Origin of the sequence: Phocoenobacter atlanticus subsp. cyclopteri (assembly GCF_018343795.1) — a bacterium.
Classification (GTDB): domain Bacteria; phylum Pseudomonadota; class Gammaproteobacteria; order Enterobacterales; family Pasteurellaceae; genus Phocoenobacter; species Phocoenobacter atlanticus.
The window spans coordinates 1,124,914-1,142,084 of the sequence record NZ_CP074346.1; the positions used below are offsets into that span (position 1 = coordinate 1,124,914).

Genomic DNA, 17,171 nt, shown 5'->3' on the forward strand with positions numbered 1-17,171 from the left:
CCCCTTAACATATTGCCAATAGAGTATTAACTCTATTGGCAATTTATACACGACCTAGTTAATCAAACTATTTAAGATTTTTTGTGTATCTTTCACTTTCTGTTCAATATCAACATTACTTGCCGCAGATTCTGTTAACGCATTGATTAAGACAGTTCTAATATCCCCACCCCAAGAAGTAATAATAGTAGGAACAGTAACTTTTGATCCATCAACCTCTGCAATCGCAGTACCTAATAAGCGTGTTGTTGGTTCAGAAGATGCGGCTGCTAAGCTTGAAAAATCAATATTTTTACTTGCCACTGCAGAACCAACTTTTTCAAAAATAATTTTTTGAACTTTATCTGAAGTCATATATTTTAAAAATTCTAATGCTAAGGCTTTACCTTTTTCTGATAGTTGATTAGAGATAGTAATACCGCCACCTGGAGAAGAAATAGCGACTTTTCCAGGGTAAAGTGCTGGCTGTAAGGCTTTATTTTTTTGTAACTCACTGGCAGCCCATACTCCATTAAAAAATACGGCAGATTTATTATTAACAAAATCCGCTGTATAAATATTTGCATTTCCTCCTGCATTATTAGAACCATTCGCTTGAACCTCACGCATTGTTACTCTTAATGCATTTTCAAACGCTTTTGATTCAATCCCTTCTTTGGTTAATGGCTTAGTTAATAATCCACGCCCTTCTTCAGATAATCCAAGTACTGCATTAAAAATACGAATCGCTGGTTCTCCCGCTCCAAATCCATACACGCCATCAAGTTGACGCACTTTAGACATCGCCACACCAAAATCATTATAATCTTTCCAGGTATCAGGCAACGAGGCACCCGCTTTCTTGAAAATATCTGTGTTATACCACAATCCTAAAGAAACTAACTGATCGTGTACTGAATAGATTTTTCCATTTTTATTATTTTGAATATAGTTAATCCCAATATTCTTTTGTAAGTTATTTTTATCAATAAAAGGCTTCATATCCAACACTAAATTTTGAGATATTGCCGCCAATGACACATCGTGCCCAGCTAAATCAATAATTGCGGGGAACTCGCCATTCGCCACCTTATTATTCATCACATCTTTAATGTTACCATTTACTGAAATTGGTTTAAATTCAATGGTTTCATTATTATGTGTTTTTGCAAAATCATCATAAAGATCACGCATAACTTTAGATGGGGCATAAACAGACTCCTCATGGAAAAATGCGTGATAAAACTCAACAACTTCCTTATTATTTTTAACTTCCGCATTTGGATCACACGCAGCTAAACCAAGTAAAGTGACTGGCAACACTAACTTTTTCATAAATTTTTTCATTTGAAAGACTCCATAGATGAATAAATACAATTATATACGCTACTTAATAGCTCAATAATCTTTAATACTACAAACTCACATTCTGCTCAGTTTCCTTATCAAAAATATGACATTTTGCAGTATTAAAAATAAACTCACAGCATCCTGCACGACGCAAATTTTTCTCGCCATCTACATTCATTCGACAAATCCATTGTGTTGTTCCGATATTAAAGTAGATGTATTCCTCATTTCCCATTTGTTCCACAACGGTAATATCACCTTCAATACCACCACTTTCAACAGCCTCGATAGCCTCAGGACGAATACCAAATACCACACTCTTACCAATATAATCTTTCACTTTTTGAGCTTTACTAGCCTACATTTCAATCAATGTTTCTTCAATTTTGACATAAACCTTATTCTCTTTTTCTACTAACATAGCGTCCATTAAATTCATTGTTGGAGAACCAATAAACCCAGCAACAAACACATTTTTTGGTCTATGATATAAATTGAGTGGCGTATCAACTTGCATAATTTCCCCAAATTTTAAAACAGTGATACGATCCCCCATCGTCATAGCTTCCACTTGATCATGTGTTACATAAATCATTGTATTCTTCAATTCTTTATGCAGTTGAGCAATTCGAATACGCATTGAAACACGTAATTTTGCGTCAAGATTAGAGAGCGGCTCATCAAATAAAAAAACTTTTGGCTTACGAACAATCGCACGCCCTAAAGCCACACGCTGACGCTGTCCACCAGACATCTCCTTTGGCTTTCTATCTAATAAATCAGTAATTTCTAATTTTTCAGCGGCCTCTCGTACTCGGTGCTCAATCTCATCTTTAGGAATATTTCGCAATTTTAACGCCAAAGCCATATTGTCATAGACGGTCATATGTGGGTAAAGAGCATAACTTTGAAATACCATTGCAATTTCACGATCTTTTGGTGCAACATCATTAACCAAACGATCGCCGATATAGATCTCTCCACCTGTTGCCTCTTCAATGCCAGCAATCATTCGTAACGTTGTTGATTTTGCACAGCCTGATGGACCAACCAAAACCATAAATTCACCATCTCTAATATCTAAATCAATGCCGTGAACAGCCTTAAAGCCATTTGGATATTGCTTTTCTACCCCTCTCAAGCGTACACCTGCCATTGTATCCCCCTCACTACTATATGTTATTACCAAACACAAAATGTTATTTACTAACAAAAAGAATAACAAAAAAAAAACACTTTGTTGATGTAAAATGTTAATATTTGTGATATGAATCACAAAAATAAACTAAAAATTCGTTTTTTTAATTTTTCGAAATTATTATTTCATATTGGCGGTCAGAATCATTATTCTCAACATTGAAACTAAGTCCAAAAATAGACGACAATCAAATTAAGATCACTAATGCAGAATAAAGATCAATATTTAGATCCTAGATAAGTGAAAAGGAGCATAACAGATTCAGGGCAACCGCGTACTTTGTCTATAAATTAATCACACACACCAAAAATAAGCTCAGACCTCATTTCATCAGACCAGCCAGCTGATTTCAGCTTGCTTTTCATACTATTTTTAGCTGGATGTAGTCGTGCTAAATTAAGCCCTAAACGCCTAATTATTGCCATATTTTCAACGCCATCCCCCAAATAAATCGTACTATCATCTTCTTTAAAAACAACATCAAGTACCCAATGCGCTTTATTTTCAACTTCCCAATGACCCCTAATATATTTCGCAAAGTCTTCGCAAGGAACATCTAAGCTACTGATATAAAATACTTTTTCTTCACTTTTCTTGCCATTGTCTTCTCTTATCCTATGAACTTGAATAAGGCTTTTAATTCCTGTCCAACCTTGAGATTCCAAAAGCCAATCACTTATTGGTAATTTTGAATAATACCGTTGATCTATTCGACTTCTTTCACAGTTAACTTCTTGAAATTTATCTATTTTTATTGATTTTTCTCGCACTACTTTATGAAAATAACTTTCTATTTCATTTCTAAATTTCTTATGATTATTTTTCAATGGCATCACATAATCGCTCTTCTTTTCTATGATTTTCTTCGCTATTTTCTTTTGCGTATTCATCGCATCTACCGTAATGACGGCTTGATTTAGCTCTAAAATATCTATCATTTCTAGAATGCTTTCATTCTCATTTTTCTTACCTTTGGACTTATTTTGAGCTAAAATTAATCCTCTTGAACAGCTCCAAGCCGTAATACTATGTAGGGCATTATGAGGCTCTAAATGTGAACTGTTTTTTAATGTTTTACCATCTATTGCAATACACTCTTTGCCTTGTGATTTTCGTATCTCATTGATAAAATTAATAAAAATATAATTTAATTTCTCAGGATTTATCCGTCTTACAATACGAGCAATCGTATCATCAACAGGAATACCATTTTCAAAATCTCGGTATTTTCGTAACCATTTTATATTCAATTTACCAAACTGATGAATTTCACTCCATCCTTCTGCACCTGATATTACCGCACTTACGAAAAGAAAAATAACATCTAAGAAGTCATGTTTTCTGTTTATATCTTTGCGAGGGTCTTCCAAATCTTTAAAAGCTGATAATATATTCATTTTTACACCTATTTGTTATTGAATAATAGGTGCTATTAGATCATATTTTTAAGAAAAGTGCGATCTTGCCCTGCTAGTTAAAAAATGAACGAACATTCAGAATGTTTAATAAAAGAGAGTTCATAAAATAGTGGCTTATTATTATAATGGAGGTGAGAAAGGTAAAAGTAAATGGAGAATATACTATCGCTTCCATCAACCAGGATTGATGAATAATAGAGATAAGAAAATCTATCCACTCACACAGTGGTATACACTAGGGGAAGTGTAAACCATATGTATGTTGTACAAGAGGGGGATAAATTTTTAAAGGTGCTAATTCTCTCAATGCCCACTTAACACTTTAGCAGGTTCTAATTTTGATGCTCTGATTGCAGGATACAAACTGGCAACTAAACTTAATATCACCGTTGCTAATAACACCCATACAATATCTAACCAGTGTAATTCACTCGGTAAAAAATTCACGAAATAAATCCCATCTGAAAGTAATTTTATTCCAATAAAACTTTCTAAACTTTTAATAATAGCGGTAAGATTAAGGGAAATAATTACACCTAAAATAATTCCTGAAATCGCCCCTTTCATTCCTGAAATCAATCCATACCAAAGAAATATTTTTTGAATGAAATAGTTATTTGCACCAAGGGTTCGCTGAATGGCAATATCCCCTTGTTTATCTTTCACTGCCATTACCAAAGTAGAGATGATATTAAAACACGCCACACCGATTACCAAGACCATTGCAATATACATAATAGTTCGGATAAGGTGAATATCGTTATACATATACCCAAATTTATCGATCCACGTTTGTAAATAGAGAGCTTGAGGAAATTGCTCCAATTCAGGCATAGTCAGATTTTTTACATTAAAAGGTGACTTAACAGAGAGTTCAATTCCTGAATACTGAGAAGTACTATAAGCAAGTAGCTCTTGAGCTTTTTCAATAGGAATTAAAGCATAACTATGATCAAGCTGACCATCTAAGCGTAAAATACCAGTCACGGTTAAACTAAAATGTTGTGGTTGAGCAAATTTGTTATCACTTTGGGTTTCTGGCAATAATAAAGTAATCTCATCACCAGTATTAATACCTAAATCACGAGCAATACCCGCCCCTAAAATTAAGCCACCATTTTGCTTGAAGGTTTGCCATTGTGATTGTTCAATAAATTGGTGTAACGCACTGACTTGTTGCTGTTTATCCGCTGAAACCCCTTTTACCTGTACAATTTTTAATTTTGAACCATTTTCAATCAATGCGGTAAAACTGATAAAAGGGGCTGAAACGGTCACATTTGGATTATTTTTTACCAAATTTTCTAATTCTTCTCCCTTTTCAATCGGCTGTAATTGCCCATTTTGATAAGATAATAATTCAGCGTGAGGAACCACAGAAAGCACTCGCTGATTGAGTTCTCGTTCAAACCCATTCATTGCACTTAATCCAATAATCAACACCGCAACGCCAAGTGCAATTCCAATACTAGAAAATAATGAAATAAGAGAAACAAGACGATTTTTTTGTTTGGTTGCTTGGTATCGCCAACTAATAAAAAAAGGCGTATTCATTATAATTCCTCTTTCAACACGCCATCTTGCATACAAAGTTTGCGAGAAAATTGACTGGCAAGATTTAAGTCGTGAGTAACCAATAAAAACGCAATATTCTGCTCTTCATTGAGTTGTTTAATCAACTCAAAAATACTTTCTGTTGTTTTGCGATCTAAATTCCCTGTCGGTTCATCAGCTAGTACTAAAGCAGGTTCATTTACTAACGCCCTCGCTATTGCAACACGCTGACGCTCTCCTCCTGAAAGAGCAGACGGACGATGACTTAAACGATGAGCCAGCCCTACTGCTTGTAGCATCTTTTCTGCACGATCTTTTGCTTCCGTTTTATTTTTTTTACCAATTAACATTGGCATCATTACATTTTCAATCGCACTAAAATCTGCCATTAAATGATGAAACTGATACACAAATCCAAGGTATTGATTACGTAAGCGAGCCAATTTATTACTGTTTAGTTTTTGTAGTAATTCCTCTTTAATAAATACTTTACCACTACTTGGTTGATCTAATCCGCCGAGTGTGTGTAATAAAGTACTTTTCCCTGAGCCGGAACTTCCAACAATCGCCACAAGTTCTCCCTCATTCATTGAAAAAGAGATATTATTTAACACCTGTGTTTTTTGTTCGCCTTCTTGATAAAATTTGCTGATATTTTCACAGTGAAGTAATTGAGTTGTCATTTTAAAATCTAGTTAATAAAACATTACTGCTATTTTGCGGAATTTTGAGCAAAATTACAAATAAAATCAGCCACTTTCTCTCAACTTTCAAAAAATATCTACCCTTCTTAAAAATAAGGTATAACACTCTAATAATTATTCCTAACTTGCATAATTTAATAAAAAAATAGGCGTACTTTCATACGCCTATTCTATTTTTACTTAATTACAGAGCTTCAATTTCTTTATATTGAATTTGTAATTTTTCTAAGCCGGTTTGGTAATCTGCCATTTTGGCTTTTTCTTTTTCAATAACCTGAGCTGGAGCTTTGGCAACGAAGGCTTCATTACCAAGTTTTTTCTCAATACGACTAATTTCGTTATGATATTTCTCGATCTCTTTGTTTAAGCGAGCAAGCTCTGCATCTTTATTGATGAAATCTGCCATTGGCACTAACACTTCGGTATTACCCACTAATTTTGCGACGCTAAGCGGTGCTTTTTCATCAGCATTTAGCAAATTCACTTCATCAAGTTTAGCAATCGCTTTTAATAGCACTTCATTTTCAGCTAACATTAAGCGATCATTTTCAGTCGCATTTCTAAATAATAAGGTTAATGCTTTGCTTGGTGCAATGTTACTTTCTGCACGGATATTACGCACTGCCGTTACCATATCTTTCAACCAGTTCATTGATTTTTCAGCATCAAGATCCGTTAATTCAGATTCCACTTGTGGGAATGGTTGTAACATAATAGTGTCAGCTTCAATGTCCGCAAACCCTTTCACTTTTTGCCAAATTTCTTCGGTAATAAATGGCATCATTGGGTGTGATAAACGTAATAATTTTTCTAAAACGTTAATCAAAGTATAACTTGCACCACGAATTTGAGCTTGTGTGCCGTTTGCAAAAACAGGCTTGGTTAATTCTAAATACCAGTCGCAGAATTGGTTCCAAGTAAACTCGTAAATTGCCGTTGCACATAAGTCAAAACGGAACTGTTTTAAGCTGTTTCTAAATGTTTCAACGGTACGGTTAAATTCAGATTCGATCCAACGATCAGCGACTGAATATTCGATCTCGCCTTCACTTAAATCTAATTTTTCATTGGTTAATACAAAACGGCTCGCATTCCATAATTTGTTACAGAAATTACGGTAACCTTCAAGACGTTTCATATCCCAGTTAATATCCCGTCCATTAGTTGCTAATACTGAAAGTGTAAAGCGTAATGCATCTGTACCGTGAGCGGCAATTCCATTTTCAAATTGCTTACGAGTTGATTTCTCAATTTTCGCTGCCATTTGTGGTTGCATCATATTGCCAGTACGTTTTTCAACAAGGGCTTCCAAATCAATCCCGTCAATCATATCCAATGGATCAAGTACATTCCCCTTAGATTTTGACATTTTTTGACCATTTTCATCACGAATTAAACCTGTTACATACACCGTTTTGAATGGTACTTGTGGTTTGCCATTTTCATCTTTCATAAAGTGCAACGTCATCATAATCATACGTGCAACCCAGAAGAAAATAATATCAAAACCAGTGATCAATACGTCCGTTGAGTGGAACATTTTTAACTCAGGTGTTTGTTTTGGCCAGCCTAAGGTTGAGAATGTCCAAAGAGCTGATGAAAACCAAGTATCAAGCACGTCATCATCTTGACGTAATGCGATATTGTCGCTGATATTGTGTTTTTGACGTACTTCTGCTTCATCACGACCCACATAAACATTACCTTGTTCATCATACCACGCTGGAATACGGTGTCCCCACCATAATTGGCGAGAGATACACCAGTCTTGTAAATCACGCATCCACGAGAAATACAAGTTTTCATACTGTTTTGGCACGAATTGAATATCGCCATTTTCTACCGCTTCAATCGCAGGTTTGGCTAATTCTTGTACCGCAACATACCATTGATCCGTTAAATAAGGTTCAATAACTGTTCCACTACGGTCACCATAAGGACGCACTAAAACGTGATCTTCAATTTTTTCTAAAAATCCTTCCGCTTCTAAGTCTGCAATAATAGCTTTACGAGCTTCAAAGCGATCCATTCCACGATAACGCTCAGGTGCATTATCGTTCATAGATGCATCATCATTAAATAAATTGATAACTTCAATATTGTGACGTTGCCCTACTTGATAGTCATTAAAATCATGTGCAGGTGTGATTTTTACACAACCTGTACCAAATTCAGGATCAGGATAAGGATCAGTAACAACAGGAATAATACGATCAGTCATTGGTACGTGAACCATTTGTCCAATGATATCTCTGTAACGCTCATCATCAGGATGAACAGCTAAAAAACCATCAGCTAAAATTGTTTCAGGGCGAGTGGTTGCAATATGCATATAACCACCGCCAAATGTAACGCTCTTATCAACAAAAGGATAACGAACGTGATACATTTTACCTTTTTCTTCTTTGTTTTCTACTTCAAGATCAGAAATAGCTGTTTTTAATACAGGATCCCAGTTTACAAGGCGTTTACCACGATAAATCAGTCCTTCTTCGTGCAAGCGAACAAAAACTTCTTTTACCGCTTCTGATAAACCATCGTCCATTGTAAAACGCTCACGCTCCCAGTCTACCGAGTTGCCTAAACGTTTCATTTGTCCAGAAATTGTGCCACCTGATTGAGCTTTCCATTCCCAAATTTTATCAATAAAGGCATCACGCCCATAATCATAGCGAGTTTTGTTTTCTTCAGCTGCGATCTTACGCTCAACCACCATTTGTGTTGCAATACCTGCGTGGTCAGTCCCTGCTTGCCAAAGGGTATTATTGCCTTCCATACGATTAAAACGGATCAAGGTATCCATTAAGGTTTGTTGGAATGCGTGTCCCATATGTAAGCTACCTGTTACATTTGGCGGTGGGATTGCGATTGAAAAACTTGGGTTATTTTCCGTCATCGTCGGTTTAAAATAACCACTTTCTTCCCAGTGTTTATAAAGTGCTTGTTCTACTGCGCTGGCATTAAAACGATCTGCCATTTCAAATTTTTGTGTCATTGTGGTTTCTCTGTTTTCTGTTTTGATTTTTTAGACAGGGCATGCCCTGTCTCTACATGGTTTAGTGATAATTTTGTAAATTTTTATAAAAATGTAACCGCTTGTTATTTAATCTAAATTTAATCCTTTTACTAACAGGATTTTTAGTAAATTCTGACACCAAGTTGGAATAATGTCAGATAGCTGAATAATTGTATTGTCTGAAATATAAAAAATAACTTTCGGTAATTCTTGTGAATTATCATAAATAAAAATTTCATCACATAATGAAATAACCTTTATCAAATTATCATTGCTTATGTCATAACGATTTTTTATTATTTCTTCATCAATAAAATGACCACCTAATTGTACCCTTGCTTTAACTCGTTCAATGTTAATGAAATAATTATTTACACCTACATAATTCAATTTAACATTAAATCCTTCATTTTTTGCTTTTTCTATTCGCTTAATAATGGACTTTCCTGAAAGAGTAGATTCCATTGAAAATGGAATTTTCTCTTTTATTGCAAAATTAAATAATTGTATTGCTTTTCTACCTGCTTCCAAATCTGCAAGACGTGGATTATCTGGGTTAATACGTTGAGCAATATGATCAGAGTCAATTACAATCTGTACGGGATCTTGATTAAAATCTCGTAAAGTTGATTTTCCAGCACCATTTGTACCACAATAGAAAATTGCACTAATATTATTTTGCATAAACTACAACTTCAATTTTTCCATTTGGATAGTGTTTTATAATTTCGCCATTATCTCGTTGAAAAGTCAGAACCTCATGCTTTTTCTTTTCTTCAATAAAGGCAGAAAATAGTACGTTTAGTTGGTGTTGTTTGGCTAGCAATTCTTCTCTTGTTTTCATATTGTTTCTTTGTTTTTTTAGACAGGGCATACCCTGTCTCTACGTGGTTTTGTGATAATTTTGCAAATTTTTATAAAAATGTAACCGCTTATTTTTTTATTCTATTTTCTGTGTATCCAACTGCCAACCCATTTGGCGAAGTTGTTTATAACGCTCTCGAGCTTCTACTTTTTGAGTTTCTTCTGTAGGAACAAAATCAATAATTTGGTTAAAGCTACTGATAAAATCAGGTACTTGATTTTGTAAATTAATTAATAAATCTCTGCGTTGTGTATTACGTTTATCTTTCCAGCTGACTTCAACTGGCGTTGCATAAGTGGTGCTTTCGCCTGACAGATTATGTGGGACAAATTGTTCAGGATCTCTTGCCCATAACACTTCATCAATATCTAAAGCCTGTTCTTCAGTTTCACAACTGATTAATACTCGCTTACCAGAACGCCAAGCTGTTGCGACTAAATCACAGGCAACAGAAATAGTGGCGTCATATTCGCCTATTTTTTGTTGTTGAAGTAGGTAAAAAGTGGCTTTTTTCACAGATTTTTTAACCCGTTTAAAATAAAAGAGTAATTTTAACGGAATAGAATAAAAAAGTACATACGCAGATAATGATAAAACCGCTTGTCGTATCTAGTGTAAAACGTTAAAATTTCTAGTTCTGAATTTACTTTTAACTAATTGGTACACAAAATGACGAGCAACGCCCCTCAACATATCACTGTTTTATTAAATGAAGCAGTAGATGGATTAGCAATTAAGCCTGATGGTATCTATATTGATGGTACGTTTGGGCGTGGTGGCCATTCTCGATTAATTTTGAGTCAATTAGGCGAAAAAGGGCGTTTGATTGGTATCGATCGTGATCCTCGTGCGATTGCCGAAGCTCAAACGATTTCTGATCCTCGTTTTCATATTGAACATAATGCGTTTTCTTTCATTCCTGAAATTTGCGAAAAATTACAATTAACGGGCAAAATTGATGGCATCTTACTCGATCTTGGCGTTTCTTCGCCACAACTTGATGAGGCTGAACGTGGTTTTAGTTTTATGAAAGATGGTCCTTTGGATATGCGAATGGATACCACAAAAGGGTTATCCGCAATGGAATGGTTAGCACAGGTGTCTATTGAAGATTTAAGTTGGGTATTAAAAACCTTTGGTGAAGAGCGTTTTGCAAAGCGTATTGCAACAGCGATTGTGAATTATAATAAATCGAATATTGAAAAAATTTCTCGGACTCTACAATTAGCTAAAATTATTGCAGAGGCAGTGCCTTTTAAAGATAAGCATAAACACCCTGCTACTCGTTCTTTTCAAGCAATTCGTATTTATATCAATAGTGAATTGGATGAACTAGAAAAGGCGTTAAATTCAGCGTTAAGTGTACTTAATCAAGCAGGGCGACTTTCTATTATTAGTTTTCATTCGTTAGAAGATCGAATGGTGAAACAATTTATGCGTAAAAATAGTAAAGGAAAAGTGATTCCCAAAGGCTTGCCGATTTTAGAAAGTGAATTGAATAAAGATATTCCATTAAAAACGATTGGCAAAGCGATTAAACCCTCACAGCAAGAAATTAATATCAATCCTCGTTCACGTAGTGCCGTGTTGAGAATAGCAGAAAAGCGATAAGGTATAAAAATGACAAATAAACATTATCCATTAAGACAGGTCATTTTCGATGATTTGGTCAATAATAATAAATTGGCAATTTTACTTTTATTATTATTAACAGGAACTGCTGTTGTTACCGTTTGGATTACTCACCAAACTCGTTTATTGATTACAGAAAAAGAAAAATTAATTAAACAGCAACATCAATTAAATAACCAATATTTGCATTTGCAATTAGAAGAGAATTCAAAAACACAAAAACCTCGAGTTGTGGCTGCAGCAAAAAAATTCGGTTTACAATCAATACAAAAAGAACAAGAAATCATCATCATTGAATAAATATAGAGTTGAATAAATAATGGCATCAGTAAAGTTAAAATCAAATGACCCAGAAAATAAACAAAAAGAAAAGAGCTATTTACCTTTTCGATTTTATAGTGTTTATTTTACCCTTTTTCTAATGGTATGTGCTTTAATTGGAAAAGTTGCCTATATTCAAATTTTTGATTCAGAAGAATTAATTAAAGAAGCCAATAATCGTTCTATTCGAACTCAAAAACTCAGTTTTACACGAGGACGTATTCTGGATCGTAATAACCGTTTACTTTCTGTCAGTGATCCTCGTTATTCAATCACTTTTGATCCTAAATTATATTTTGATACACAAATTAAACGCAATCGTACTCGTTGGAAAATTCTCGCAATGGAAGTAGGCGGATCAGCAAGTGCCATCCAAGCTAATTTAAGTCATTTTTTAAAACCACAGACAAAATCTAAATACAACCCTCGTATTATTTTAAATCCTAATAATGATAAGTATTGGACATTACTCGCAAGAGTAACAGGACTTGATTACAATTTATTATTGCAAAAAGTACATAATAACCCTAATTCAGAATTTGTTCGTTTAGATAGAGAAGCAGCAAAAATTGAAAAAATGAAAATGCGAGCATTAGCAAAAAGTCTCCACAAAAGTTATGGGCATTTAATGACTAAAATATATAAATATTCGCATCGTCGTTTTATGTATATCGATCGTCATCGTTCCGAAGCAATTGGCAACTACGTAAAAGATCTCAATATTAACGCCTTATTTTTAAAAACAGAATACCTACGCGTTTATCCACTATCAGAGGCTATTTCTCAATTAGTGGGTTTGACTGATATAAATGACAAACACGGAATAGAAGGGTTAGAAAGAAGTTTTGATCTACTATTAATTGGTAAAAATGGTAAAAAAGTTATTCGTAAAGATTTTAGAGGTAATGTCATTGAAAATATTCATAATGAAAAACAATACGATCCTCAAGATGTAATATTAAGTATTGATGAAGAATTACAAACAATGGTGTATCGAGAAATTAAAACAGCCGTAATAGAAAATAATGCAAAATCTGGTACTGCCGTGTTGATTGACATTCTTACTGGTGAAGTATTGGCAATGGCAAATGCACCTTCTTTTAATCCAAATAATCGTAAAAAATATAAACCTGAATTAGCGAGAAATCGTGCCATTACCGATACCTTTGAACCCGGTTCAACAGTAAAACCTTTTGTGGTATTAACCGCATTACAAAATGGAGTGACTTATAGAGACGAAGTCATTAATACTCGTCCATTTAAAGTAAATGGACATACTATTCACGATGTTGCACCAAGAGATCAGTTATCCATAGAAGGTATTTTACAAAAATCAAGTAATGTAGGAGTAAGCCGTTTAGCATTAAGAATGTCACCCGCTACTTTAATGAATACTTATACAAAAGTAGGCTTTGGTCAAGATACTGGATTGGGATTAGGAGAAAGACAAGGTACCAATGGAGAACGTAGACGATGGTCAGATATTGAACGAGCAACTGTTGCCTATGGCTATGGCTTACAAGTTACTCCGTTACAACTTGCGAGAGCTTATGCCACTTTAGGTAGTTTTGGAATTTATCGACCGCTCTCTATTACTAAAGTGACTCCACCTATTATTGGAGAACGAGTTCTCCCTGAAAAAATCACTAAAGATGTGGTCAGAATGATGGAAAGTGTCGCTAAAAAAGGCGGGGGTGGTGTTCGAGCGGCTGTTGATGGCTATCGAGTGGCAGTAAAAACAGGAACTGCTCAAAAAATTGAAAATAAACAATACGTTAAAAAATACCTTGCTTATACGGCAGGGGTTGCACCTGCAAGTGATCCTCGCTTTGCTTTAGTAGTACTAATCAATGAGCCTCGAGGTAAAAAATATTATGGCGGAGCAATTTCTGCTCCCGTATTCTCAAAAATTATGGGCTACACATTAAGAGAACGTAATATTAAACCAGATAATTTAGAAAGTGAAAAATAATAATGAAACGATTAATTCATCTCATTCCAGAACTTAAAAAATGTGAGCCAATCACATTAAATCAAATAAGATTAGATAGTCGCCAAGTTCAACAAGGCGACTTGTTTATTGCATTAAAAGGACATCAAGTTGATGGACGAAATTTTATCCCAGTGGCAATATCACAAGGGGCGAGTTTAATTTTAAGTGAAGCAGAAGCAGATCAACAAGCGGTGACATTTTCTGAAAAATTTGCAAAAAATGAAAAAGATCTTACCGCTTGCCCTATCCTTGAGATCCCTAATTTGGCAAAAAAAGTGTCACAAATTGCAGACGAATTTTATGCTCATCCTTCAAAAAAACTCACCTTAGTGGGTATAACAGGAACCAATGGCAAAACAACTGTGGCACAGATTTTAGCTCAATGGCATAACTTAGCAGGGGGTAAATCAGCAGTAATGGGAACAATTGGAAACGGTTTGTATCCAGATATGCAAGAAGCCATTAATACCACAGGTTCTGCGGTAGAAATTCAGCAATACTTATCTCAATTTGTGGAACAAAAAGCAGATTTTTGTGCAATGGAAGTTTCTTCACACGGTTTAGTTCAACACCGAGTTGAAGCACTAGATTTTGATGTTGCCATTTTTACCAATTTAAGCCGTGATCATTTAGATTATCACAACACAATGGATGAATATGAAGCGGCAAAATTTCGTCTATTTAATGAATTAACTACACAACATAAAGTTATTAATTTTGATGATGAAGTAGGTAAAAAATGGCTTGAAAATTTACCCAATGCCATCGCTGTTAGTTGTGATCCAACAGTAAAAATAACTCAACAACAATGGTTACAAGCAACGAATATTACCTTTACTCAACAGGGTGCAAGCATTGAATTTTCCTCAAGCTGGGGCAATGGCAAAATTGACAGTAAATTAATTGGTGCATTTAATGTGAGTAATTTATTAATCGCACTAGCAAGTTTATTGGTGCTAGGACATAATTTGCAAAATTTAATTAAAATCGTACCGCTCTTAACAGGCGTTCGTGGACGAATGGAATCTTTTAGTACAGAAGGATATCCAACCGCCATTGTTGATTATGCTCATACACCAGATGCCCTTGAAAAGGCGTTGCAAGCTGCTCGTTTACATTGTGAAGGTGACTTATGCTGTGTGTTTGGCTGTGGCGGTGATCGTGATACAGGGAAACGCCCTCAAATGGCAGAAATTGCTGAGCGTTACGCCGATAAGGTGATAGTGACCGATGACAACCCTCGCACTGAAGATCCTGAAGTTATCACTAACGATATTTTAAAAGGCTTTATTAAGCCAAAAAAAGTAAAAATCATACATATTCGCCAATATGCCATACAAGAAGCCATAGCAAAAGCTGATCCGAAAGATGTCGTACTAATTGCAGGTAAAGGACACGAAGATTATCAAATTATTGGTTTGAAAAAATACCCTTTTTCAGATCAAGAAGAAGTGAAGAAAAATTTATGTTAGATATCGTTTTATTTGAACCCGAAATTCCACAAAACAGTGGTAATATTATCCGTTTATGTGCCAACTGTGGCTTTCGTTTACATATGATTGAACCCTTTGGTTTTACGTGGGATGATAAAAAATTACGTCGTAGTGGTCTTGATTATCACGAGTTTGTGAATATTCAAAGATATATCTCCTTTGATGATTTTATGGCACGAGCTAAACCTAAACGTTTATTTGCTTTAACAACCAAAGGCGAACCAAATCATAGCGAAGTAAACTATGAACTAGGTGATTTTTTGATGTTTGGTCCTGAAAGTCGTGGCATTCCAAAAGCAATTTTAGACAGCTTACCAATGAGCCAAAAAATTCGTATTCCGATGTGTAAAGACAGCCGTAGTATGAATTTATCCAATTCTGTTGCTGTGGTGGTTTATGAAGCGTGGCGACAATTTGGCTATCAGAACTGTGTTCCAAAACAGGATATTTAATTGATGAAAAATGTTGATGTCGTCATTATCGGTGCAGGTGCAGCAGGGCTTTTTTGTGCAAGTCAGTTAGGACAAGGTGGCAAATCCGTTGTTGTGCTAGACAACGGTAAAAACTAGGTCGCAAAATTTTGATGTCTGGTGGTGGAAATTGTAATTTTACCAATATGGAAATTTCACCGCACCATTATCTGTGCAAAAATCCCCACTTTGTGAAATCAGCCCTTGCTCGCTATACGCAATGGGATTTTATCTCAATGGTGGCAAGCTACGGCATTGCCTATCACGAAAAAGAGTTAGGTCAACTTTTCTGTGATGAGGGTGCAGAGCAGATCGTAGCGATGTTGAAAGCCGAATGCGATAAAAGTGGCAAAGTGGATATTCAGCTTAGACAAGCGGTAACATTAATTGAAAAATTTGCAAATTTTTATCATATTCATACCGCTAGTGGAACTTATCAAACAGAAAATGTAGTGATTGCAACAGGCGGACTTTCAATGCCAGCCCTTGGGTCGACACCTTTTGGTTATCAAATCGCGGAGCAATTTAATATCCCTGTATTGCCACCACGAGCAAGCCTTGTGCCTTTCACTTATAAAGAAAAAGATAAAATATTGGTTGCTCTTTCTGGGATCGCATTGCCAGTCACCGTGACCTGTGGAGGACAATCTTTTTCAAATCAAATGCTCTTTACTCATCGTGGACTATCTGGTCCTGCAATGCTACAAATTTCTAATTATTGGGAATTAGGCAACAGTGTTGAAATTGATTTATTACCAACAATATCTATCCTTGATATTTTGAATGAACTTCGTCAATCTTCGCCAAAATTACAACTAAAAAGCGTGTTGTGTCGCCATCTTCCTAAAAAATTAGTTGAGCTATGGTTTGAACAAAAATTATTAAAAGAAAAAATCATTGCCGATTTAAGCAAAGTCGAATTAACTCACTTAGAGCAATTTATCCACCATTGGCAATTTGTCCCAAATGGTACAGAAGGTTATCGCACCGCCGAAGTCACCAAAGGGGGCGTGGATACCGATTTTATCTCTTCAAAAACAATGGAAACCAAACAAACAAAAGGGCTTTATTTTATTGGTGAAGTACTTGATGTAACAGGTTGGCTTGGGGGATATAATTTTCAATGGGCGTGGTCATCGGCTTTTGTTTGTGCCACAGGAATTTTAGAAAGTGACTGA

15 protein-coding genes and 1 pseudogene are annotated in these 17,171 nt (G+C 35.2%); 6 read left to right on the forward strand and 10 right to left on the reverse strand.

Annotation, left to right across the window (positions count from 1 at the left end; genetic code table 11):
* Positions 1-54 precede the first annotated feature (54 nt).
* The 10 genes from KGI96_RS05335 to KGI96_RS05375 all read right to left on the reverse strand — a co-directional run bounded on the left by KGI96_RS05335 (position 55) and on the right by KGI96_RS05375 (position 10,600).
* Entirely contained in the window at positions 55-1,326 is a 1,272-nt protein-coding gene (locus KGI96_RS05335) for an ABC transporter substrate-binding protein (protein WP_211599435.1), read from the reverse strand.
* Between the two features lie 67 nt (positions 1,327-1,393).
* A complete protein-coding gene (locus tag KGI96_RS11330; protein WP_229577250.1) occupies positions 1,394-1,669 on the reverse strand; it encodes a hypothetical protein in 276 nt (91 codons plus the stop codon).
* A gap of 18 nt (positions 1,670-1,687) precedes the next feature.
* A complete protein-coding gene (locus KGI96_RS05340) occupies positions 1,688-2,485 on the reverse strand; it encodes an ABC transporter ATP-binding protein (protein WP_229577252.1) in 798 nt (265 codons plus the stop codon).
* 332 nt (positions 2,486-2,817) lie between these two features.
* Entirely contained in the window at positions 2,818-3,924 is a 1,107-nt protein-coding gene (locus tag KGI96_RS05345) for an ISAs1 family transposase (RefSeq protein WP_213156547.1), read from the reverse strand.
* Positions 3,925-4,248: 324 nt separating this feature from the next.
* Positions 4,249-5,499, reverse strand: a complete 1,251-nt coding sequence (gene lolE / locus KGI96_RS05350; RefSeq protein WP_211597155.1) for a lipoprotein-releasing ABC transporter permease subunit LolE — start codon at positions 5,497-5,499, stop codon at positions 4,249-4,251.
* On the reverse strand, positions 5,499-6,182 hold the full coding sequence (gene lolD / locus KGI96_RS05355) for a lipoprotein-releasing ABC transporter ATP-binding protein LolD (protein ID WP_211597154.1): 684 nt from the start codon (positions 6,180-6,182) through the stop codon (positions 5,499-5,501). The genes lolE and lolD overlap by 1 nt, the downstream gene beginning before the upstream one ends.
* Before the next feature lie 205 nt (positions 6,183-6,387).
* Complete coding sequence (locus KGI96_RS05360) at positions 6,388-9,198, reverse strand: valine--tRNA ligase (protein WP_211597153.1); 2,811 nt, start codon at positions 9,196-9,198, stop codon at positions 6,388-6,390.
* A gap of 108 nt (positions 9,199-9,306) precedes the next feature.
* A complete protein-coding gene (locus KGI96_RS05365; RefSeq protein ID WP_211597152.1) occupies positions 9,307-9,903 on the reverse strand; it encodes an ATPase in 597 nt (198 codons plus the stop codon).
* On the reverse strand, positions 9,893-10,063 hold the full coding sequence (locus tag KGI96_RS05370) for a hypothetical protein (RefSeq protein WP_211597151.1): 171 nt from the start codon (positions 10,061-10,063) through the stop codon (positions 9,893-9,895). The genes KGI96_RS05365 and KGI96_RS05370 overlap by 11 nt, the downstream gene beginning before the upstream one ends.
* 96 nt (positions 10,064-10,159) lie before the next feature.
* The gene (locus KGI96_RS05375) at positions 10,160-10,600 is read right to left on the reverse strand and encodes a DNA polymerase III subunit chi (RefSeq protein ID WP_211597150.1); all 441 of its coding nucleotides are present in this window, start codon (positions 10,598-10,600) and stop codon (positions 10,160-10,162) included.
* Between the two features lie 153 nt (positions 10,601-10,753).
* Here KGI96_RS05375 and rsmH point away from each other — a divergent pair, with 153 nt between their 5' ends.
* The 6 genes and pseudogenes from rsmH (at position 10,754) to KGI96_RS05405 (ending at position 17,171) form a co-directional block, all read left to right on the forward strand.
* Positions 10,754-11,695, forward strand: coding sequence for a 16S rRNA (cytosine(1402)-N(4))-methyltransferase RsmH (gene rsmH, locus KGI96_RS05380; protein WP_211597149.1), 942 nt, complete (start codon positions 10,754-10,756; stop codon positions 11,693-11,695).
* A 9-nt stretch (positions 11,696-11,704) separates the two neighbouring features.
* Positions 11,705-12,016, forward strand: a complete 312-nt coding sequence (ftsL, locus tag KGI96_RS05385; RefSeq protein ID WP_211597148.1) for a cell division protein FtsL — start codon at positions 11,705-11,707, stop codon at positions 12,014-12,016.
* A gap of 16 nt (positions 12,017-12,032) precedes the next feature.
* A complete protein-coding gene (locus KGI96_RS05390) occupies positions 12,033-14,009 on the forward strand; it encodes a penicillin-binding transpeptidase domain-containing protein (RefSeq protein ID WP_432757705.1) in 1,977 nt (658 codons plus the stop codon).
* A 2-nt stretch (positions 14,010-14,011) separates the two neighbouring features.
* Positions 14,012-15,502, forward strand: coding sequence for a UDP-N-acetylmuramoyl-L-alanyl-D-glutamate--2,6-diaminopimelate ligase (gene murE, locus KGI96_RS05395; protein WP_211597146.1), 1,491 nt, complete (start codon positions 14,012-14,014; stop codon positions 15,500-15,502).
* Positions 15,496-15,975: a tRNA (uridine(34)/cytosine(34)/5-carboxymethylaminomethyluridine(34)-2'-O)-methyltransferase TrmL gene (gene trmL, locus KGI96_RS05400; protein WP_211597145.1), complete on the forward strand. Its 480-nt coding sequence runs from the start codon at positions 15,496-15,498 to the stop codon at positions 15,973-15,975. Before murE ends, trmL begins: the two co-directional genes overlap by 7 nt.
* Before the next feature lie 3 nt (positions 15,976-15,978).
* A pseudogene (locus KGI96_RS05405) lies at positions 15,979-17,171 on the forward strand (BaiN/RdsA family NAD(P)/FAD-dependent oxidoreductase).